Genomic DNA, 20,063 nt, shown 5'->3' with positions numbered 1-20,063 from the left:
CCTCCGGCCGCTCCGCGACGATCAGCCGGACGCGGGGACTGCCGTCCCGCCGCCGTCCGAACTCGGGCAGGACCTGGAGCTCCACCCGGAAACCCGCCCGGGCCAGTTCGCGCCGGACGGCACCGAAGCGGAACGCCCGGTAGTACATGACGAACGGCGGGCGCCACACGGCGTTGCGCACCCGCATCACCGCGTCGAATCCGAGCAGCATCACGTACTCGAGCGATCCCGGCCGGGGCGGCGCGACCACGGGGAAGACGAAGCGGCCCCCCGGCCGCAGCACCGAGCGGACCTGCGCGAACAGCCCCGGCAGCTCACGCGGCAGGAAGTGCCCGAACGCCCCGAAGCTCACCACCAGGTCGAAGACGGGCCGGAACGGCAGGGCCCGCGCGTCCGCCCGCACCCAGGCGACCGGCGGCCCGGCCGCCCGGGTCCGCTCCCGGGCGACGGCCAGCATGCCGGCGCTGAAGTCCACGCCGGTGACACTCCCCCGGCACACCCGCCTCAGCACACCGACCCCCGCACCGGTGCCGCAGCACAGATCGAGCCCGGCGTCGAACGGGCCCGTCCGCCGCAGTGCCGAGGCGGTGGCGTCGAGCACCGAGTCGGGCGTGCGGAAGGGGGTGTGGTCGAACTTCGGCGCGAGGAGGTCGTAGCCGCGGTCCACCGACGACAGCACCTGGACGGCGAGTTCGCGCAGACCGGGGCCTTCGGGGCCGAACATCGGATCAGCCCCGGGGAGTGCGCTGCCGAAGGGCCGCCAGCACGCGCTCGCACCAGCGCAGGTTCTCCTCCTCGAAGGCGATCCCTCCCAGCAGGGTGAGATACGGTCCGATCCGGTCCGCCTCCCTCAGGTACCGCTCCTCCGAGCGGCCGTCCAGCAGCCGTTCGCGCACCCGCGCGTAGCGGGCGAGTTTGCCGCGCGCCCACGCCATCCGCTCCTCGACCAGCGCGCGGGTCGCCTCGGGGTCCGCATCGTCCATGGCCTGGATCTTGATCAGCAGTTCGTCGCGGATGGCGGTGGGCCGCCGGGGCGGCTCGGCGGCGAAGGCGCGCAGGTCTTCGCGACCGGCTTCCGTGAGGGTGAACATCCGCTTGTCCGGCCGCCGCTCCTGCCGGACCACCCGGGCCTCGACGAGCCCGTCCCGCGTCAGCCGCTCCAGCTCCCGGTAGAGCTGCTGCGGGGTGGAGGCCCAGAAGTTGGCGAACGAGACGTCGAAGACCTTGGACAGCTCGTAGCCCGAGGCCTCGCCCTCCAGGAGGGCGGCCAGGACGGCGTACTTGAGGGACATATGGACACGTTAACAGCGGACGACTAATCTCATACGCACCTATTCAATTAGTTGACTATGGGAGTCGCGGTGCAGGCATTCCGGAAGGCGATCGAGGCCGGTGACCTCGACGCCGTCGTGGCGCTGCTGGCGGAGGACGTCGTCTTCACCAGCCCCGTCGTGTTCAAGCCGTACACCGGCAGACCGATCACGGGAGCGATCCTGCGGGCGGTCGCGGAGGTCTTCGAGGACATCCGCTACGTGCGCGAGATCAACGACACGGGCGGCCGCGACCACGCGCTGGTCTTCACCGCGCGGGTGGGCGACCGCGAGATCAACGGTTGCGACTTCATCCACGTCGGCGACGACGGGCTCATCGACGAACTCACGGTGATGGTGCGCCCGTTGTCGGGTGCGCAGGCGCTGGCCGCGGCCATGGGAGCGCGGTTCGAGCGGATCGCGCAGGAGGCGCAGGAACGCCCGGCCTGAGCAGGCGCGGGAGCGAGGGCTCCCCGCGCGGGAGCGGCGCCCGCACACCGTCCGGCGCGTCGCGCACACCGCCCGCCCGGCGCGTCGCGCACACCGCCGTCGGGGCCCGCCGGCCGTCACCGGCGGGCCCATCTTCCGTTTCCCGGTCTTCCGTTTCCCGACCCACGCCACCGCACCGGGTGGTACAGTTCAAGCAGCACCCGTGGCACGCCCCTGTTCGGGCGTCGGTGCCTGTTCTTCTCGGGTTTCCCTTCGGTTCGCCGACCCGCCCGTCGTTGTGACCGGTGCATCGGCTTTCCCCATCACCTCATGGGCCAGGGACCTCTCCCGCCGTGACCGAGGTGTTGTTCCCGCCCCCGGAGGCGCGCATCCGCCCTCCCCGCGCGGTCTCTCTCCTTCCCACCGCATGTTCCCGCCCGTCGTCCGCGAAAGGACCGACCTCATGACCATCACCACGCTCGCCCGCCCTTCCGCCCGGCAGGAGCCCCAGCTCATCACCGGTGTCCTCGACATCGACGCGGCCGGGAAGGGTCACCTGCGCGCCGCGCACTGCCTGGCCTCCCCTGCCGACCCCGCCGTCTCCCCCGCGCTGCTGCGCCGGTACGGCCTGCGCAAGGGCGACCACGTCGAGGGCGTCCGCGGCGACCGGAACGGCCTGTCCGACATCGCGCGGGTCAACGGCCGTACGCCCGGCGCACTGCTCGGCCGGCGGCACTTCCGGGACCTGACCCCGCTTCACCCGCACGAGCGGCTGCGCCTGGAGCACCCGGCGTCCGGGATGGCCGGGCGGGTCGTCGACCTGTTCGCGCCGGTCGGCAAGGGACAGCGCGGGCTGCTCGTGGCCCCGCCCAAGACCGGCAAGACCGTCCTCCTCCAGCAGCTCGCGGCGGCCGTCGCGGGCAACCACCCCGAGTGCCGGCTGATGGTGGTGCTGCTCGACGAACGGCCCGAGGAGGTCACCGACATGCGGCGCTCGGTGCGCGGCGAGGTGTACGCCTCGACCTTCGACCGGCCCGCCAAGGAACACATCGCCCTCGCCGAGCTGGTGATCGAGCGGGCCAAGCGGCTCGTCGAGGCGGGCGAGGACGTCGTCGTGCTGCTCGACTCGCTGACCCGGCTGTGCCGGGCGTACAACAACGCGGCCGCCTCCGGTGGCCGCACCCTCAGCGGTGGCGTCGACGCGTCCGCGCTGACCGGACCGAAGCGGTTCTTCGGCGCGGCCCGCCGGGTCGAGGAGGGCGGCTCGCTCACGATCCTCGCCTCGGCCCTGGTGGAGACGGGATCCCGCGCCGACGAGTTCTACTTCGAGGAGCTCAAGGGCACCGGCAACATGGAGCTCCGGCTCAGCCGCGAGGCGGCGTCCCGCCGGCTGTTCCCCGCCGTCGACATCACCCCCTCCGGCACCCGTCGCGAGGAACTACTGCTCACTCCGGCCGAGTTGACCGCCGTACAAGGTCTGCGACGCGTCCTGCAGTCACCCTCCCGGGACGGGCAGGCCGGCCTGGAGACCCTGCTGGGGCGGATGCGCGAGACCCCCGACAACGCGACGTTCCTGCGGCGCGTCCGGCCGACCCTGCCCGGCGGCTGACACCGCGGCGGCGTGCGGCATCCGGGTGCTCCCGGACGGCGTCCGGCCGGGGCAGCGTGGTGTTCCGGGCGTCCCTTCCTACGTTTGCGGTATGACTATCGGATTTACTTCGCGGGCTGCCGCGTCCACCTGCGCCCTCTGCACGGCGGGCCTGCTGGCGCTCGCACCCGCCGCGGCGATCGCCGGTACGGGGGCGGACACCGGGCCGCCGCCCGGCACCGGGCCGCGGGCGGGGACACCGCCCGCGGCACTGCTGTACCGGTCCGGCACGCACGTCCGGCCGCGCGCGGGAGCACCGGAAGTCCCGGAGCTGTCCGCCAGGTCGTGGCTGGTGGCCGACGCGGGCACCGGCACGGTGCTCGCGGCACACGACGCGCACCGCAGGCTGCCGCCCGCCAGCACCCTGAAGACCCTGTTCGCCCTCACCGTGCTGCCGGTCCTGCCGGCCGGTGTCCGGCACCAGGTCAGTGAGCGGGAGCTGAGGGGCATCGGCTCCGGCAGCAGCCTCGTCGGAGTCGCCGAGAACCGTACGTACCGGGTGTCGGACCTGTGGAACGGGGTCTTCCTCAGTTCCGGCAACGACGCCGTGCGCGTCCTGGCCGCGCTCAGCGGAGGCTGGCGGGCCACGGCCGAGCGCATGCAGACCAAGGCCCGCGCCCTGGGCGCCCGCGACACCCGGGTGAAGTCGCCCGACGGCTACGACGCGCCCGGCCAGGTGTCGTCGGCGTTCGACCTGGCGGTGTTCGGCCGGGCGGGGCTGCGCAACTCCGAGTTCGCGCGGTACTGCGCCCGGACCGAGGCACGGTTCCCGGGCCGTGACGGCGGCTCGTACGGGATCCGGAACACCAACCGGCTGCTCACCGGGGCGGACGGCGTCGAACGCTACCGAGGGCTGGTCGGCGTCAAGAACGGCTACACCAGCAACGCCGGTCACACACTCGTGGCCGCCGCGCGCCGGGACGGGCGCACCCTGGTGGTGACGGTCATGAACCCCCGCTCGGGCGGCGCGCACGCGGTGTACGAGGAGGCGCGCTCGCTGCTGGACTGGGGGTTCGAGGCGGCCGGACGGGTCGACCCGGTGGGCTCGCTGGACGCCCTGCGGGCCCGGCCGCTGCCCGGGCAGCAGGCGGAGCCCGCCGCGGCTCCGGCGGTACGGAGGGACGACGGCCCGGACCGGCCGGTGCCCTGGACGATCGTCGGTGCAGCCCTGCTGGGCGGCGCGGGCGTGGCGCTGTTCCTGCGGATCAAGTGGGGTCCGGTGCCGACGGATTGAGCGGCGGAGCGCCGGACGGTCCCTGGCCCGCCGGAGGTCCGGCGAGAACCTCCGGGCGGAGCGGGCCGACGCCCCGGCCGGCAGGAGGCCCTTTTCCAGGACCGGTCCGACGGCTCCCCGGCCGATGGCGGGGGCCTCCTCGGCGATGTCGGTGAGGACCGCCTCGACACGGTCGAGACGGTGGGCCATGGCCTCGACCGCGTCGTGCTCCGGCAGGTGCACGACGGGGCGGCCCCGCGGAAGACCGCGAGCGCCGTCCGGGGATGGTGGTGCCAGCCACACCCTCTTCGGGGGGCCAACGCCATTCTCCGGCCGGGAAATCGTTCTCATACTGAAGCACATGGCCAATTCAACGGTGCTCACGGACGTCCCGTCCCCGCGTGACGGAGAAAAGGAAACCGAAAGGCGGCAGGAAAGAGGCCGCGAAAAGGGCAGCGACTTCTCCGAACTGTCACGGCGCATAGCCGACGCGGGGCTGCTCAGGCGCCGCCCGCTGTATTACGGCGTGCGCTTCGGGGCCGTGGGGCTCGCGCTCGCGGGCGGTGTCGCCGCCTTTCTCGTCCTGGGTGACAGCTGGAGCCAGCTGATCGTCGCCGCGGCCCTGGCCCTGGTGTTCGGGCAACTCGGACTGGCCGCGCACGACCTGGCCCACCGGCAGGTGTTCTCCCGCCGACGCCCCAGCGAGATCGGCGGTCTGCTGGTGGCCAATGCGCTGCTGGGCATGAGCTACGGCTGGTGGATGAACAAGCACACCCGCCACCACGCGAACCCCAATCACGAGAAGAAGGACCCCGATGTCGCGCCCGACATCCTGGTGTGGTCACGGCGCCAGGCGAAACAGGCCAAGGGGCCCGCGCGATTCATCGGAAAGCACCAGGCGGCCCTGTTCTTTCCGTTGCTGACCCTGGAGGGCCTCAATCTGAGTTTCAGCAGTTTCAAGGCCCTGCGCAGCCCGTCGGTGAAGCGACCGGTGCTGGAGGGGACGCTGCTCGTCGCCCATTTCGCCGTGTACTTCGGCGGCCTGTTCCTGGTCCTCTCCCCCGGCAGGGCACTCGCGTTCATCGCCGTGCACCAAGGTCTGTTCGGGATCTACCTCGGCTCCGTGTTCGCCCCCAACCACAAGGGCATGCCGATGATCGAGGAGGGCGCCGAGCCGGACTTCCTGCGCCGCCAGGTCCTCACCTCCCGCAACGTCGACGGCGGCGTGCTCGTCGACGCGTTCATGGGCGGGCTGAACTACCAGATCGAGCACCACCTGTTCCCCAGCATGCCGACGCCGGCCCTCGGCAAGGCCCAGGTCATCACCGAGCGGTACTGCGCCGAACTGGGCATCCCGTACCACCGGACCGGGCTGCTCGCCTCGCACCGTGAGGCCCTGCGTCACCTCAGGCGGGTCGGGGAACCGCTGCGCGAGGCCGGCTGAGGGACCCGGGCGCAGCGCGCGGCCCACCGGGGCCGCGGGCTACGCCCACACCGCCTCGGCCAGCGCCACGCCCGCGGCCGCCGCGCCCAGACCGGCCGCCACGCTCGCCGCGACGTTCACGGCCGCGTAGCGCCGGGCGCCGGTCTCGGCCAGGCGGAGGGTCTCGTAGGAGAAGGTGGAGTAGGTGGTCAGGGCGCCGCACAGACCGGTCCCGAGCAGCAGCTGGAGACGGGAACCCGCGGCGCCGGCGGCCACCGCGCCGGTGAGCAGGCCGAGGACCAGACAGCCGACGACGTTGACCGTGAAGGTCCCCCAGGGGAAGACCGAGTCGTGCCGGGACTGCACCGCACGGTCGGTGAGGTGGCGCAGGGGTGCCCCGACCATGGCTCCCAGGACCACGTACAGCCAGTTCACCGCGACCGCCCGCCCTTCCTGTCCGTCGCGCCGGGGCCGCCGTCGGCACGGCCGGGGCACCGGACGACCTCGCAGTGGTCGAGGGTCACCAGTCCCCCGGTGACGAGCGCGTCGAGTTCCGGCAGGAAGGCCCGCACCCGCTCCTCGGTGTCGACGACGACGACCGCCACGGGAAGGTCCTCGCTCAGGGACAGCAGCCGGGAGGTGTGCACGAGGGAGGAGGCGCCGAAGCCCTCGATCCCGCGGAACACGCTGGCACCCGCGAGCCCCGCCGCGTGGGCCCGGTGGACGATCTCCGAGTACAGGGGCCGGTGATGCCAGGTGTCGTTCTCGCCGACGAAGACGGTCAGCCGCAGGGCACTGCCGGTCAGCCGCGTCATGGTTGTCTCCTCCTCAGCGCACGGCGGGTCGTCGCGGCGGCCGACCACACGGCGGCGAGCGCGGCGATCGGGGTGGCCGCGAGGTAGACGAGACCGTGGCCCGCGGCGCCGTCGTCGAGCAGCCCCCGGACGTCGACGGCGTACGTCGAGAAGGTCGTGAAGCCGCCGAGGACGCCGGTGCCGAGGAAGGGGCGGACCAGGGGGTGGGCGGCACGGGTCTCGGTGATCACCACCATGAGAACGCCGATCGCGGCGCAGCCGGCGACGTTGACCCAGAGGGTCGTCCAGGGGAATCCGTCCGCCGCCGTCGGCCACCGCAGGGAGGCCGCGTAGCGGGCCGCGGCTCCCGCTCCCCCGCCGAGCGCGACCGCGGCGACGACGGGGGCCTGGGCCCGCCGGGCGGGGCGGACGCGGAGGCCCTCGGTCCGCGGGGCTGTCATGGTCGTACGCCTCCTACTCGTTCAGCGGCCCAAACGTGCGGGCGCGCGCCTTCACGAGCAGGGACCGTCGGCGGCACCGGCGCCGTGGTCCGGGTGCGGCGGGCCCCACCGCCGCGCCGCGATCGCGGGCGGGAACCAGCGTAACGCCGGGGAGCCGAACGGGGCACTTCGGGACCGCAGCGGCCGGTGCGCAGCGGGCCGACGGCCGTGAGCGGCCGGAGGTGGGTGCGGGCGACCGGGTGGGGCAGGGCGAACCTGGTGGCCACGGCGGTCACCGTGACGCCGGGTTCCACGACGGCCGGCTCCTTCGGCCACGCCGGGATGCGCGGTCGTGTCCCGTCGACGGGGGTCGCAGTTTGTCCGGGACACGCCGGTCCGGGGCGGTCCGGCGCCGTCGCCGGGCGGGCCCGACCGCGGGGTGCGGTCGGGCCCCGGGCGGCACGGGTCCGGTCACGGCCGGACCTCACGGTCCCACCGGTCGGCCGGTCTCACCGGTGGCGGAACCACGCCATCGCGGGCAGCGCGCGGTCGTCGTAGCCGAACAGTGCCTGGTTCTCCCAGCCGTTGCCGGAGGACGGGTCGGCCGGGTCCCAGCCGTTGCCGGTGCGGGCGGTCCAGGTCGCCTCCCAGTAGAAGACACCGAGGCCGCGGCCGTTCGGGACGGCCTCCACGATGCTCGCCACGTCGTTCATCCAGCGGGTCTGCCCGGCGGTGGACGCGGGGTAGCCGGGGACCAGTTCGCCGCTGGTGTCGATGATGTTCTCGTGCGCGTCCTCGCTGTCCAGCCGGAACGGATAGGCCGTCTCGGCGATGAAGACGGGCTTGCCGTAGCGGGCGGCCGCGTCGTCCAGGGTGGTCTGGACGTCGTGCAGCGTGCCGTGCCAGTAGCCGTAGTACGACAGGCCGATCGCGTCGAACTTCACGCCGTGGGACACCGCGTTGTCGAACCACCAGCGGGTGCCGTCGCGGTCACCGCCCTCGGCGAGGTGCAGCGCGGCGACGGTGGACCGGTCGACCGCCTTGACCGCGTCATAGCCGGAGTTGAGCAGGCCGGCGAGCTGGGGCCAGTTGTCGGTGGAGCCCTCGTTCCACAGCATGCCGCCGTTGATCTCGTTGCCGACCTGGACCATGTCGGCGGTGGTGCCCTGGGCCTTGAGGGCGCTGAGCACGTCGTACGTGTGGCGGTACACGTCCGTCTTCAGCTGCCCGTAGCCGTGTCCGGCCCAGGCGGCGGGCTTGGTCTGCTTGCCCGGGTCGGCCCAGGAGTCCGAGTAGTGGAAGTCGACCAGCAGCTTCATGCCCTGCGCCTTGATCCGCTTGGCCAGGGCGAGGACATGGGCCTTGTCGTTGTAGCCGTCGGCCGGGTCCACCCAGACCTTCAGGCGGGCGTAGTTCATGCCGGCGGACTTCAGGATGGCGACCGGGTCGCCGGCGGAGCCGGACGCGGTCCGGTAGACCCCGCCCTTGGCCTCGCTCTTGGGCAGGGAGGAGATGTCGGCGCCCTTGGCCGCCAGGCCCGAGGTGCCCGGGGCGAAGGCCAGGTCGTCGACGTTGATCCAGTTGCCCGCGTTCGCGTCGCTGCTGACGCTGATGGTGCACTGGTTGTTCGTCACCCTGACCGGTACGACGATCCGGATCCACCCACTGGCGGACACCGGCAGATCGGTGCGCTGTTCGGCACCGCCGCAGTTCTTCAGGGCGATGTGGGCCGCGTTCTGGCCGCCGCCGGAGCGCACCCAGGCGGTGAGCCGGTAGTTGCCGTTGGTGAGCCCGGACAGGTACTGGTACGTCTCGACCTTGTAGGCCGAGGACGACCAGTGCGACAGGCGGTGACCGCCGTCGCGGCCACCGGACTCGGAGAACGAGGCGCCGGTGTCGCCGTACTCGGACCAGCCGTTCGGGGTGGCCGTGCCGGAACCGTCCGCCTCGAAGCCGCCGTTGGTGAGCGTGCTCGCGGCCGTCGCGGCCGGGGCGGGCAGGGCGGTGAGGGCGAGCCCGGCCACGAGCGGCGGCAACAGGGCCCGGAGGGTGCGTCTGGGATGGAACATGGTCGTCCGTCGTCCCTTCGACGTGGGGAGGAGGATGCCCTGGCGCCCGGAGGGCGAGGGCCCCCTCCGCCCGCGGCCTGCGATGCTCACGCGGGCGGAGGGGAGTCGCGGCTCAGCCGTCGAGTCGGACGACCCGGACGGCTCCGGCCGGGACCGCGAGGCGGCCCTCGGCGCGTTCACCGGTCAGCAGCTCGGTGCCGGTGGTGTCCAGCGCCACCTCGGCGTCGGTGGCGGTGTGGTTGATCGCGAACAGGAAGGTGCCCGACTCGCCGGTGCGGCGCACCACTTCGACGTCGCGGGGCAGATCGGCACGCGGGGCGAGAGGCGTGTCCTGGACGGCCCGGCCGAGCAGTGCGTCCAGGCCCTCGGCGTCCAGACGGGTGGAGACGTACCAGGCGGTGCCCTCGCCGAGGCGGTGCCGGGTGACGGCCGGGTGCCCGGCGGTGAGTCCGTCGGCGTACGTCCACACGGTCTCGGCGCCGCGCGGCACCACGAACTCCGTCCACACGTCGGCGCCGAGCTCGAGGCCGTCGGGGCCGGTCAGACGCACCTTCTCGCCCGCCAGCAGCGGTGAGAACTCCTCGACGGTCAGGCCCAGGACGTCGCGCAGGGCGCCCGGGAACGGGCCCTCGTGCACGCCGTCGTGCTCGTCGACGATGCCGGAGAAGTACGACACGACGAGGGTGCCGCCGTTCTCGACGTACGCGCGGAGGTTGTTCCCGGCGGCCTTCGTCATCAGGTACAGGGCGGGCACGACGACCAGGGGGTACCCCGACACGTCGGCTTCCGGGTGGGCGAAGTCGACGGTGAGGTGGCGGTCGTAGAGGGCCTCGTAGAAGGTGTCGACGCGTTCGCGGGCGTCGTGGTCCTCGCTGGGGCGCCAGTCGAGGTTCTGCGCCCACCAGGAGTTCCAGTCCCACAGCACCGCGACGTCGGCCTCCGTGCGGGTGCCGCGCAGGGGTGCCAACGAGCCGACGGACGCCCCGAGTTCCACCACCTCGCGCCAGACGCGCGTGTCGGTGCCGCCGTGCGGCAGCATCGCGGAGTGGAACTTCTCGGCGCCGCGCCGGGACTGGCGCCACTGGAAGAACATGGCGCCGTCGGAGCCGCGGGCCACGTGCGCGAGGGAGTTGCGGGCCATCTGGCCGGGTGCCTTGGCGGGGTTGCGGGGCTGCCAGTTGACGCCCGAGGTGGAGTGCTCGAGCAGCAGCCAGGGGGCGCCGCCGGCGACGGAGCGGGTGAGGTCGGCGGCCATCGCGAGGTTGACGTGGGTGCGGCGGCCGTCGGTGATCAGGTAGTGGTCGTTGGTGACGAGGTCGACCTCCCGGCCCCAGGCCCAGTAGTCGACGGAGTCGCACTGGCTGAGGGCGGTCATGAAGTTGGTGGTCACCGGGATACCGGGGGACAGGCGGTGCAGGATGTCCCGCTCGGCCGTGAAGTTCTCGCGCATGGTGGCGTCGGCGAACCGCCGGTAGTCCAGCGCCTGGGCGGGGTTGCCGACCGTCGGGGTCAGGCGCGGCGGGTCGATCTCCTCGAAGCCGGCGTAGCGCTGGCCCCAGAAGGCGGTGCCCCAGGCCTCGTTGACGGCGTCGACCGTGCCGTACACCTGCGCCAGCCAGCGGCGGAAGTGGGCGGCGCAGGAGTCGCAGTAGCAGGCCGAGACGGGGACGCCGTACTCGTTGTGGACGTGCCACATGGCGAGCGCGGGGTGGTCGCCGTAGCGTTCGGCGAGCCGGGTGGTGATGTTCGCGGCGGCGGCCCGGTAGTCGGCGTTGCTGTGGCAGATGGCGCCGCGGGAGCCGAACGCGAGCCGTACGCCCTCCGCGGTGACGGGCAGCGCGTCGGGGTGCGCCCGGTAGAACCAGGCGGGCGGTACCACGGTGGGTGTGCCGAGGTCGGCGCGGATGCCGTTCTCGTGCAGCAGGTCCAGGACGCGGTCGAGCCAGCCGAAGTCGTAGGTGCCGGGCGAGGGCTCCAGCAGGGCCCAGGAGAAGATCCCGACACTCACCATGGTGACACCGGCCTCCCGCATCAGCCGGACGTCCTCCTGCCAGACGTCTTCCGGCCACTGCTCGGGGTTGTAATCCCCGCCGAAGGCGAGCCCGGTGAGGCCCCTGGGGGTGGTATCCGGCATGGATTCTCCCGATGTACTCGATCATTTGTGAACGTACACACGCCCCAACGGCGCTGCGAAGCCAACATAACCGCACAGCAACAACCATTGACAAGTGTCCGGGATGTTTCTCTACTGTGAACGCTCACAGAAGCATGGCAGGTCTCCGCAGCAGGCGGGGACCCCAGGTCAGGGGAGAGTTCCATGCCGTACACGAAGCGCCGTCGCCTCGTGAGTTCCGCCGTCGCCGTCGCGCTCGGCGCCACCGCACTCGCCGCCTGCGGCTCGTCGTCCGACGACGAGGCCCAGTCGGGCCCGGTCTCACTGACGTACTGGACCTGGGCTCCCGGCATGGACAAGGTCGTGGACCTGTGGAACAAGGGGCCGGGCAAGAAGGAGCAGATCACCGTCACGGTGAAGAAGCAGGCGTCCGGCGACACCCTGGTCACCAAGATCCTCACCGCGCACAAGGCCGGCAAGGCGCCCGACCTGGTACAGGCGGAGTACCAGGCGCTGCCCACCCTGGTCAGCAATGACGCGCTCGCCGACATATCCGGCGAGGTCGGTGACGCGAAGGAGAAGTTCGCCGACGGCGTCTGGCAGCAGACCACGCTCGGCACGGACGCGGTCTACGCGGTCCCGCAGGACATCGGGCCGATGATGTTCTACTACCGCGAGGACCTGTTCAAGAAGTACGGCCTGAAGGTGCCGGCCACCTGGGACGAGTTCGCCGAGACCGCCCGCGCGCTGAAGAAGAAGGCCCCGGACACGGACCTGACGACCTTCTCCGCCAACGACTCCGGCCTCTTCGCGGGCCTCGCCCAGCAGGCCGGCGCCAAGTGGTGGACGACCTCCGGCGACAAGTGGAAGGTCGGCATCAACGACGCGGCGACGCAGAAGGTCGCCGAGTTCTGGGGCGACCTGGTCAAGGAGGGCGCCATCGACGACCAGCCGATGTACACCCCGGCCTGGAACAAGGCGCTGAACACCGGCAAGCAGATCGCGTGGGTCAGCGCCGTGTGGGCGCCGGGCACGCTGACCACGGCCGCGCCCGACACCAAGGGCAAGTGGGCCATGGCCCCGCTCCCCCAGTGGTCGGACGGTGAGAACCGCACCGGCAGCTGGGGCGGCTCCTCCACCGCCGTGACCACGGACTCCGAACACAAGGACGCCGCCGCGAAGTTCGCCGCCTGGCTGAACACCGACGGCGACGCCCTGAGCGCCCTGGCCAAGGAGAGCGGCATCTACCCGGCCTCCACCTCGGCCCAGCTCAGCGGCGCCTTCACCAGCCCGCCGGAGTACTTCTCCAACCAGCCCGACTTCTACCGCAAGGCCGCCGAGATCGCGGAGACCACCGCGCCGTCCGCCTGGGGTCCGAACGTCAACGTCGCCTACACGACGTTCAAGGACGCCTTCGGCGCCGCCGCGAAGAACAAGTCGGACTTCACCGCCGCCCTGGACACCATGCAGGAGGAGACGGTCGCCGACCTGGAGAAGCAGGGCTTCGAGGTCGCTCAGTGAAATCCGCAAGCCGTCGGAGGTCGTACGGGGTCGAGGGGGCCCCGTACGCCCACCCGTCTCCCACCACCGCCCTCAAAGGAGCGCTTCGCGCCCCCTACTTCTTCCTTGTACCGGCGGTCGTCCTGTTCCTCCTGTTCTTCGCGCTGCCCATCGGGTACGCGGTCTGGCTCAGCTTCCGCAAGGTGAAGGTTTCCGGGCTCGGCCTGGGCTCCGGCGCCCGCACGGAGGTCTGGGCCGGTCTGGAGAACTACACCGACGCCCTCTCCGACAGCGAGTTGCTGGACGGAGCGCTGCGCGTCCTCGGCTACGGCTGCATCGTGGTGCCCGTGATGCTGGGCCTGGCGCTGCTGTTCGCGCTGATGCTCGACTCCGAGAAGGTGCGCCTCGCCCCCTTCACCCGGCTCGCGATCTTCCTGCCGTACGCCGTCCCCGGTGTGGTGGCGGCCCTGCTGTGGGGCTTCCTCTACCTGCCGGACGTCAGCCCGTTCTACTTCGTGCTGGAGAAGCTGGGCCTGCCGCAGCCGGACCTGCTGGACGGCGGCCCGCTGTATCTCGCCCTGTCGAACATCGCGGTGTGGGGCGGCACCGGCTTCAACATGATCGTCATCTACACCGCCCTGCAGGCCGTCCCCGCCGAGGTGTACGAGGCGGCGAAGCTGGACGGCGCGACCCCGCTGCAGATCGCGCTGAAGATCAAGATCCCGATGGTGGCGCCCTCGCTGGTGCTGACCTTCTTCTTCTCGATCATCGCGACGCTCCAGGTGTTCAGCGAGCCCACCACCCTCAAACCGCTCACCAACTCCGTGTCCACCACCTGGAGTCCGCTGATGAAGGTCTACCAGGACGCCTTCGGCAAGGGCGACATCCACGCCGCCGCCGCGCAGGCGACGCTGATCGCGCTCGCCACCCTGGTGCTGTCCTTCGGCTTCCTGCGGGCCGCGAACCGACGGAACAGGCAGGACGCCCGTCAAGGAGCCGCACGATGAGTTCCCTCGCCCTGCACCAGGCCGACCCCGCGGCCGGCACCTCCCCCGGCACCGCCCGGGGCCCGGCCCGGCCCCGCCGGATCGCCCTGGTCCCGACCCTCACGCTGCTGCTCGGCGCGGTCTACTGCCTGCTGCCGGTCGTCTGGGTCGTCATCGCGTCCACCAAGTCCGGCCGCGAACTGTTCTCCACCTTCACCTTCTGGCCGGGCACCGGCTTCACCGGGAACGTCTCCGAGCTGAGCTCCTACCGCGACGGCGTCTACTGGCAGTGGATGGGCAACTCCGCCCTCTACGCCGGGCTCGGCGCACTGCTGTCGACGTGCGTGTCGGCGTTCAGCGGCTACGCCCTGGCGATCTACCGCTTCCGCGGGCGCGAGACGATGTTCAACATCCTGCTCGCGGGCGTGCTGATGCCGCCGGTGATCCTCGCCATCCCGCAGTACCTGCTGCTGGCGAAGGCCGACCTCACCGACTCCTACCTGTCGGTGCTGCTGCCGCAGATCCTCTCCCCGTACGGCGTCTACCTGGCGCGGATCTACGCCGCGGCCGCGGTGCCGGCCGACGTGGTGGAGGCCGGGCGGATGGACGGCGCGGGCGAGTGGCGGATCTTCACCCGGGTCGCGCTGCCGATGATGCTGCCCGGACTGGTGACGGTCTTCCTGTTCCAGTTCGTGGCGATCTGGAACAACTTCCTGCTGCCGTACATCATGCTCAGCGACGACGAGAAGTTCCCGATCACGCTCGGTCTGCACACCCTGCTGGAGCAGGGCGCCAACACCCCGGCGCTGTACACACTGGTGATCACGGGCGCGTTCCTGGCGGTGTTCCCGCTGGTGGCGCTGTTCCTGGTGGTCCAGCGGTTCTGGAGCCTGGATCTGCTGTCCGGGGCCGTAAAGTCATGACCATGAGCAACACGGGGGGCAGGCGCAAGCCGCCGACGATCCACGACGTGGCGCGCGAGGCCGGTGTCTCGCGCGGCACCGTCTCACGGGTGCTCAACGGCGGTCACTACGTCAGCCCGGCCGCCGCGGAGGCCGTCAACACCGCGATCCGCAAGACGGGGTACGTCGTCAACCGGCACGCCCGCTCGCTGATCACCGGCCGTTCGGACTCGGTGGGCTTCCTCCTCACCGAGCCCCAGGAGCGGTTCTTCGAGGACCCCAACTTCAACGTCCTGCTGCGCGGTTGCACCCAGGCGCTGGCCGCGCACGACATCCCGCTGCTGCTGATGCTGGCCGGCACGGACGACGAACGGCGGCGCATCACGCGGTACATCACCGCCGGGCACGTCGACGGGGTGCTGCTGGTCTCCAGCCACTCGGGCGATCCCGTGGCCGAGGAACTGCGGGCGGCGGGCGTGCCGCTGGTCGCCTGCGGCAAGCCGATCGGGCTGGGCTCGAAGGTGAGTTACGTGGCCGCCGACGACCGGGACGGCGCCCGCGACATGGTGCGGCACCTGCTGGCGCTGGGGCGGCGGCGGATCGGCGTGGTGACCGGCCCGCTCGACACCCCGGGCGGTGTGGAGCGCCTCGCCGGTTACCGGGAGGTGCTCTCCGAGGCGGGGATGGAGATCGACGAGCGGCTCATCGTCTCCGGCGACTACAGCCGGGCCAGCGGCGAGGCGGGCGCGGAGCGGCTGCTGGCCCGGGCGCCGGACGTGGACGCCGTGTTCGTCGCCTCCGACCTGATGGCCCAGGGCGTGCTGACGGCGCTGCACCGCGCGGGGCGCCGCGTCCCGGACGACGTGGCGGTCGGCGGCTTCGACGACTCCCCCGCCGCCGTCGCCGCCAGCCCGGAGCTCACCACCATCCGCCAGCCCTGGGACCGCATCAGCGCGGAGATGGTGCGGGTGCTGCTGGCCCAGATCGGGGGTGAGGACCCGGCGGCGGTGATCCTGCCGACGGAACTGGTGAAGCGGGAGTCGACGTAGGGCCGGTCCGTCTCGGCCCTCGCTGCCCGGTGGCCCGGGCGTCCGCGCGGTCCCGGCCGACCGCGCCCGCCGGGACCGCGGCCCGGTGGGCGCGGTGAGCAGCGGCGGGGCCTCCACCGAGCGGTCCGGCGTCGGACCGGCCCCGCGCGTCCTGCGGCGCGGGGCAAAGGAGCCGCGGGCCCGTACCGCCGCCGCCCGGGGCTCTCCGGCCCTACTGGATGCACGGTCATTGAACGTCGTACCGGTGTTACCGTTCGAGTATGGCAGCGAACACGACCGGGGCCCGCCTCGAGGAGCGGTGGCGGGACATCCTCGCGGTGCACGCGCGCACCCTGGGCGAGATCGACCGCGCGCTGCACCCGTACGGTCTCGGTGCCTCCGACTTCGAGGTGCTCGATCTGCTCGCGACCACGACGCCCCGGGAGGGCGAACAGTGCCGGGTGCAGAACCTGGTGGGCCGGGTCCATCTCAGCCAGAGCGCGCTGTCCCGTCTCATCGCCCGGCTGGAGAAGGACGGCCTGGTCGAGCGCAGCGTGTGCGCGGAGGACCGGCGCGGGGTGTACGTGGCGCTCACGCGGAGGGGCCGTGACCTGCACACCGAGGTGCTGCCGGTGCAGCGCGCCGCCCTCGCCCGCGCGCTGGGCGAGTAGGCGTACAGGTCGCCGGGGTCTTCGGGCTCCGCCGGGCTACGGCCGGGCCAGCAGGGTGCGCACCCCCTCCGAGGTGAGCGTCAGACGGTGCTCGGAGCTGCCGTCGATGGTGAGGGACAGGTCCTCGGCCGGCCACTGCGCGGCGAGCGCGCCGAGCGGGACCAGGCGGTAGCGGGACACGAACGGCAGCAGCCCGGCCATCTCCAGTTCGGAGGTGAACACGGGGACCACGTGTGTGCCGCCCGGCTGCTCCAGCACCGGAAGCGCCACCGCGCCCGGGTCGGCCGCCTCCTCGTCACCGGCGTCGTCGGGCACCGGGATCAGGACGTCGCTGTTCGCGAGGGCGTCCAGCGCCGCCGTGTCCTGGGTGTTCTCCACGAGGGCGTCCAGAGCCCGCTGGGCGGGCGTGGGAGCGTTGTTCTCGTGCGCGGGTGTTTCCATGGCAGATTCCCTGGTAGCGGCGAATGTGCGGCCCGCCCGGGACAAGACCCGCCCCGGACACGGTGCTGGACGCGTACCCGATCGCCCGGGGCGCAATCCTGCGGGTCCCGCGTGTTCCCGGGGTGGTGGTGAGGGCCGGGGCGGTCCGGCCCGGGACCGTGTTCAGGGCCGGTTCCCCCAGCACGTCCGCGACCGTGGTCACCCGGATCAGCGGTCGGTACGGGTCCAGGACGTGCGGGGCCCCGGCGTGCGCGTCGTCGTCCGCGGCCTCGGCGAGACGTGGCACGGCCCCGGGGCTCCCGGGCCGGCGAGCACGTGCTGCATGTCGATGACGACGAGCCGTCCGGCGGTGCCGGTCACACGGCGGGCACCTCCTCGTCCCCGTTCCGCACGCCCGGCGCCCGCCGCTCCTGGCGGCGTACGCGGGCCCGGCCCAGGGCCAGGGTGCCGAGGAAGCCCAGGGCGAGGGCGGCGAGGACGCCGAGGTTGGCGTACGCCCAGGAGCCGGTGCGGCCGCCGAGGCCCAGCGGGCCGAGCAGATAGCCCTGCCAGTCCAGCCAGTCGGCGGCCGGGTTCGTGACCAGCCCCCAGCCGAGCGCGGTCGCCGCGAGGGTGAGCAGGAGCGGCAGCGGCGGTACGTCGCCGTAGCGGCCGTGCGGGCGGTAGAGGTCGGCCTCGTCGTAGTCGCGGCGGCGCAGCGCCAGGTCGGCGAGCATGACGCCGCACCAGGCGGCGACGGGGACGCCCAGCGTGGTCAGGAAGCCCATGAACGGGCCGAGGAAGTCGTCGGCGAAGAACACGATGTACACCGAGCCCGCGATCATCAGGATCCCGTCGATGAGGGCCGCCAGGTAGCGGGGCACGCGCAGGCCGGCCGACAGCAGGGCGAGTCCCGAGGAATAGATGTCGAGGACCGCGCCGCCGACCAGACCGAGCACGGCGACGACGGCGAACGGCACCAGGAACCAGGTCGGCAGGAGCGTGGTCAGCGCCCCGATGGGGTCGGCGGCGACGGCCGCGTTCAGCTCGCTGGACGAACCCGCCAGCAGCAGCCCGAAGACCAGCAGGAACAGCGGCGCCAGCGAGGCTCCGAACGTGGTCCAGCCGACGACGCCCCGGCCGGACGACGTACGCGGCAGATAGCGGGAGTAGTCGGCGGCGGCGTTGACCCAGCCGAGGCCGAAGCCGGTCATCATGAACACCAGCGCGCCGATGAACTCCTGGGCGGAGCCGGAGGGGATCGCGTCGACCGTGCTCCAGTCGATGTGGTCGGCGACGAGTGCGACATAGGCGAGCGTGAGGACGCCGGTGACCACGGTGATCACGGCCTGCAGCCGCATGATGAGGTCGAAGCCCGTCACGCCCACGACGACGACCAGCGCGCCGACCACCACGAGCGCGACCGTCTTGGTCTCCGTGCCGCCGCCCCGTCCGAGCGTCGCGAAGACGGTCGCGGTGGCCAGCGTGGCCAGTGCGCACAGCACGGTCTCCCAGCCGACGGTGAGCATCCAGGAGACCACCGAGGGCAGCCGGTTGCCGCGCACTCCGTAGGCCGCCCGGCCGAGCACCATCGTCGGCGCGGAACCGCGCTTGCCGGCGACCGCGACGAGGCCGCACAGCAGGAACGAGAAGACGATGCCGACGGCCCCGGCGGTCAGCGCCTGCCGGAAGGAGACCCCGAAGCCGAGGACGAACGCGCCGTAGCTCAGTCCCAGCACCGAGACGTTGGCGCCGAACCAGGGCCAGAACAAGGTGCGCGGCGTTCCCTTGCGTTCGGCGTCGCCGATGACGTCGAGACCGTGGGTCTCCACCTGGAACCGGCGGGCGGCGGCCGCGTCCCCGAAGGGGGCCGGCGGGCCGTCGGGGGAACGCGCGGGATCCGTCATCTGCGACCTGCCTGTCCGAGGGTGTCGCGGTCGTGGCTACCCGGGAACGCGGTGATCCACACGACCGGAACGGCACCCCCTCCGAGCCCCGCCGAAGCCGTGGCTATCATATGAGCGCCGTCTAGCTCGAAAGATGATCCTGTGACTGTCAACGAAGACTCGTTCACCAACTGGAAGCACCGCGAGGAGATCGCGGAGTCGATGATCCCGATCATCGGGAAGCTGCACCGCGAGCGGGACGTCACCGTCCTGCTGCACAGCCGCTCCTTGGTGAACAAGTCGGTGGTCAGCATTCTCAAGACCCACCGCTTCGCCCGGCAGATCGCCGGCGAGGAGCTCTCGGTCACCGAGACGCTGCCCTTCCTGCAGGCGCTCACCACGCTCGACCTCGGGCCGTCCCAGATCGACATCGGCATGCTCGCCGCGACCTACCGCGCCGACGACCGGGGCCTGTCGGTCACGGAGTTCACCGCCGAGGCCGTCGCCGGTGCCACCGGCGCCAACAAGATCGACCGGCGTGAGCCGCGCGACGTCGTCCTCTACGGCTTCGGCCGCATCGGCCGGCTGCTCGCCCGCCTGCTCATCGAGAAGGCGGGTTCCGGCAACGGCCTGAGGCTGCGCGCCATCGTGGTCCGCCGGGGCGGCGCGCAGGACATCGTCAAGCGGGCCTCGCTGCTGCGCCGCGACTCGGTGCACGGCCAGTTCCAGGGCACGATCACCGTCGACGAGGCGAACAGCACGATCGTCGCCAACGGCAACACCATCAAGGTGATCTACGCGGGCGACCCGACGGAGATCGACTACACGGCGTACGGCATCAAGAACGCCATCCTCATCGACAACACCGGCAAGTGGCGCGACCGCGAGGGCCTCTCGCAGCACCTGCGCCCCGGTATCGACAAGGTGGTGCTGACCGCGCCCGGCAAGGGCGACGTGCCCAACATCGTGCACGGCGTCAACCACGACACCCTCAAGCCGGACGAGCGGATCCTGTCCTGCGCGTCCTGCACCACCAACGCGATCGTCCCGCCGCTGAAGGCGATGGCGGACGAGTACGGGGTGCTGCGCGGCCACGTGGAGACCGTCCACTCGTTCACCAACGACCAGAACCTGCTGGACAACTACCACAAGTCCGAGCGCCGCGGCCGTTCGGCGCCGCTCAACATGGTGATCACCGAGACCGGTGCCGCCTCGGCCGTCGCCAAGGCGC

General features: G+C 72.0%; 19 protein-coding genes. 10 read left to right on the top strand and 9 right to left on the bottom strand.

The window, feature by feature from the left end; all coding sequences use genetic code 11:
• Together RIM90_RS03255 and RIM90_RS03250 are read right to left on the bottom strand one after the other, a co-directional pair.
• The coding region (locus RIM90_RS03255; protein WP_309058979.1) for a class I SAM-dependent methyltransferase at window positions 1-724 on the bottom strand (724 nt) is incomplete at its 3' end.
• 4 nt (window positions 725-728) lie between these two features.
• Complete coding sequence (locus RIM90_RS03250; RefSeq protein WP_309058978.1) at window positions 729-1,292, bottom strand: PadR family transcriptional regulator; 564 nt, start codon at window positions 1,290-1,292, stop codon at window positions 729-731.
• Between the two features lie 69 nt (window positions 1,293-1,361).
• Here RIM90_RS03250 and RIM90_RS03245 point away from each other — a divergent pair, with 69 nt between their 5' ends.
• The 4 genes from RIM90_RS03245 to RIM90_RS03230 all read left to right on the top strand — a co-directional run bounded on the left by RIM90_RS03245 (window position 1,362) and on the right by RIM90_RS03230 (window position 6,044).
• The gene (locus tag RIM90_RS03245; RefSeq protein ID WP_309058977.1) at window positions 1,362-1,760 is read left to right on the top strand and encodes a nuclear transport factor 2 family protein; all 399 of its coding nucleotides are present in this window, start codon (window positions 1,362-1,364) and stop codon (window positions 1,758-1,760) included.
• Window positions 1,761-2,202: 442 nt separating this feature from the next.
• Window positions 2,203-3,348 (top strand): transcription termination factor Rho, encoded by a 1,146-nt coding sequence (gene rho, locus RIM90_RS03240; protein WP_309058976.1) that lies wholly within the window; start codon window positions 2,203-2,205, stop codon window positions 3,346-3,348.
• Between the two features lie 91 nt (window positions 3,349-3,439).
• Window positions 3,440-4,621: a serine hydrolase gene (locus RIM90_RS03235; RefSeq protein ID WP_309058975.1), complete on the top strand. Its 1,182-nt coding sequence runs from the start codon at window positions 3,440-3,442 to the stop codon at window positions 4,619-4,621.
• A 340-nt stretch (window positions 4,622-4,961) separates the two neighbouring features.
• Window positions 4,962-6,044, top strand: a complete 1,083-nt coding sequence (locus RIM90_RS03230) for an acyl-CoA desaturase (RefSeq protein WP_309058974.1) — start codon at window positions 4,962-4,964, stop codon at window positions 6,042-6,044.
• A 39-nt stretch (window positions 6,045-6,083) separates the two neighbouring features.
• Here the strand turns inward: RIM90_RS03230 and crcB (RIM90_RS03225) are convergent, their stop codons facing one another.
• From crcB (RIM90_RS03225) to RIM90_RS03205, 5 genes are all read right to left on the bottom strand, one after another.
• Entirely contained in the window at window positions 6,084-6,458 is a 375-nt protein-coding gene (gene crcB / locus RIM90_RS03225; RefSeq protein ID WP_309058973.1) for a fluoride efflux transporter CrcB, read from the bottom strand.
• Window positions 6,455-6,838 (bottom strand): DUF190 domain-containing protein, encoded by a 384-nt coding sequence (locus tag RIM90_RS03220; RefSeq protein ID WP_309058972.1) that lies wholly within the window; start codon window positions 6,836-6,838, stop codon window positions 6,455-6,457. The genes crcB (RIM90_RS03225) and RIM90_RS03220 overlap by 4 nt, the downstream gene beginning before the upstream one ends.
• Window positions 6,835-7,278 carry a fluoride efflux transporter CrcB gene (gene crcB, locus RIM90_RS03215; RefSeq protein WP_309058971.1) on the bottom strand — a complete coding sequence of 148 codons (444 nt, stop codon included), beginning with the start codon at window positions 7,276-7,278 and terminating at the stop codon, window positions 6,835-6,837. The genes RIM90_RS03220 and crcB (RIM90_RS03215) overlap by 4 nt, the downstream gene beginning before the upstream one ends.
• A 488-nt stretch (window positions 7,279-7,766) precedes the next feature.
• Complete coding sequence (locus tag RIM90_RS03210) at window positions 7,767-9,326, bottom strand: arabinogalactan endo-1,4-beta-galactosidase (RefSeq protein WP_309058970.1); 1,560 nt, start codon at window positions 9,324-9,326, stop codon at window positions 7,767-7,769.
• A gap of 112 nt (window positions 9,327-9,438) precedes the next feature.
• The gene (locus tag RIM90_RS03205; protein ID WP_309058969.1) at window positions 9,439-11,460 is read right to left on the bottom strand and encodes a beta-galactosidase; all 2,022 of its coding nucleotides are present in this window, start codon (window positions 11,458-11,460) and stop codon (window positions 9,439-9,441) included.
• 183 nt (window positions 11,461-11,643) lie between these two features.
• On the opposite strand from RIM90_RS03205, the gene RIM90_RS03200 reads away from it, so the two are divergent.
• The 5 genes from RIM90_RS03200 (at window position 11,644) to RIM90_RS03180 (ending at window position 16,526) form a co-directional block, all read left to right on the top strand.
• Window positions 11,644-12,960: an extracellular solute-binding protein gene (locus RIM90_RS03200; RefSeq protein WP_309058968.1), complete on the top strand. Its 1,317-nt coding sequence runs from the start codon at window positions 11,644-11,646 to the stop codon at window positions 12,958-12,960.
• Complete coding sequence (locus RIM90_RS03195) at window positions 12,957-13,946, top strand: sugar ABC transporter permease (protein WP_309058967.1); 990 nt, start codon at window positions 12,957-12,959, stop codon at window positions 13,944-13,946. The genes RIM90_RS03200 and RIM90_RS03195 overlap by 4 nt, the downstream gene beginning before the upstream one ends.
• The gene (locus RIM90_RS03190; protein WP_309058966.1) at window positions 13,943-14,848 is read left to right on the top strand and encodes a carbohydrate ABC transporter permease; all 906 of its coding nucleotides are present in this window, start codon (window positions 13,943-13,945) and stop codon (window positions 14,846-14,848) included. Before RIM90_RS03195 ends, RIM90_RS03190 begins: the two co-directional genes overlap by 4 nt.
• Window positions 14,845-15,876, top strand: a complete 1,032-nt coding sequence (locus RIM90_RS03185) for a LacI family DNA-binding transcriptional regulator (RefSeq protein ID WP_309058965.1) — start codon at window positions 14,845-14,847, stop codon at window positions 15,874-15,876. Before RIM90_RS03190 ends, RIM90_RS03185 begins: the two co-directional genes overlap by 4 nt.
• A 260-nt stretch (window positions 15,877-16,136) precedes the next feature.
• Window positions 16,137-16,526 carry a MarR family transcriptional regulator gene (locus RIM90_RS03180; RefSeq protein WP_309058964.1) on the top strand — a complete coding sequence of 130 codons (390 nt, stop codon included), beginning with the start codon at window positions 16,137-16,139 and terminating at the stop codon, window positions 16,524-16,526.
• 36 nt (window positions 16,527-16,562) lie between these two features.
• Here RIM90_RS03180 and RIM90_RS03175 read toward each other — a convergent pair whose 3' ends face one another.
• On the bottom strand, window positions 16,563-16,967 hold the full coding sequence (locus RIM90_RS03175; RefSeq protein ID WP_309058963.1) for an SseB family protein: 405 nt from the start codon (window positions 16,965-16,967) through the stop codon (window positions 16,563-16,565).
• 356 nt (window positions 16,968-17,323) lie between these two features.
• Entirely contained in the window at window positions 17,324-18,853 is a 1,530-nt protein-coding gene (locus RIM90_RS03170) for a cytosine permease (RefSeq protein WP_309058962.1), read from the bottom strand.
• Between the two features lie 141 nt (window positions 18,854-18,994).
• Here RIM90_RS03170 and RIM90_RS03165 point away from each other — a divergent pair.
• Window positions 18,995-20,063, top strand: a 1,069-nt coding sequence (locus tag RIM90_RS03165) for a glyceraldehyde-3-phosphate dehydrogenase (protein ID WP_309058961.1), incomplete at its 3' end; no start/stop codon positions are given.

Origin of the sequence: Streptomyces sp. (assembly GCF_031181555.1) — a bacterium.
Taxonomy (GTDB): domain Bacteria; phylum Actinomycetota; class Actinomycetes; order Streptomycetales; family Streptomycetaceae; genus Streptomyces; species Streptomyces fimbriatus.
Note: the sequence above shows the minus strand (reverse complement) of the source record. Positions and strands in the feature narration are given on the sequence as shown.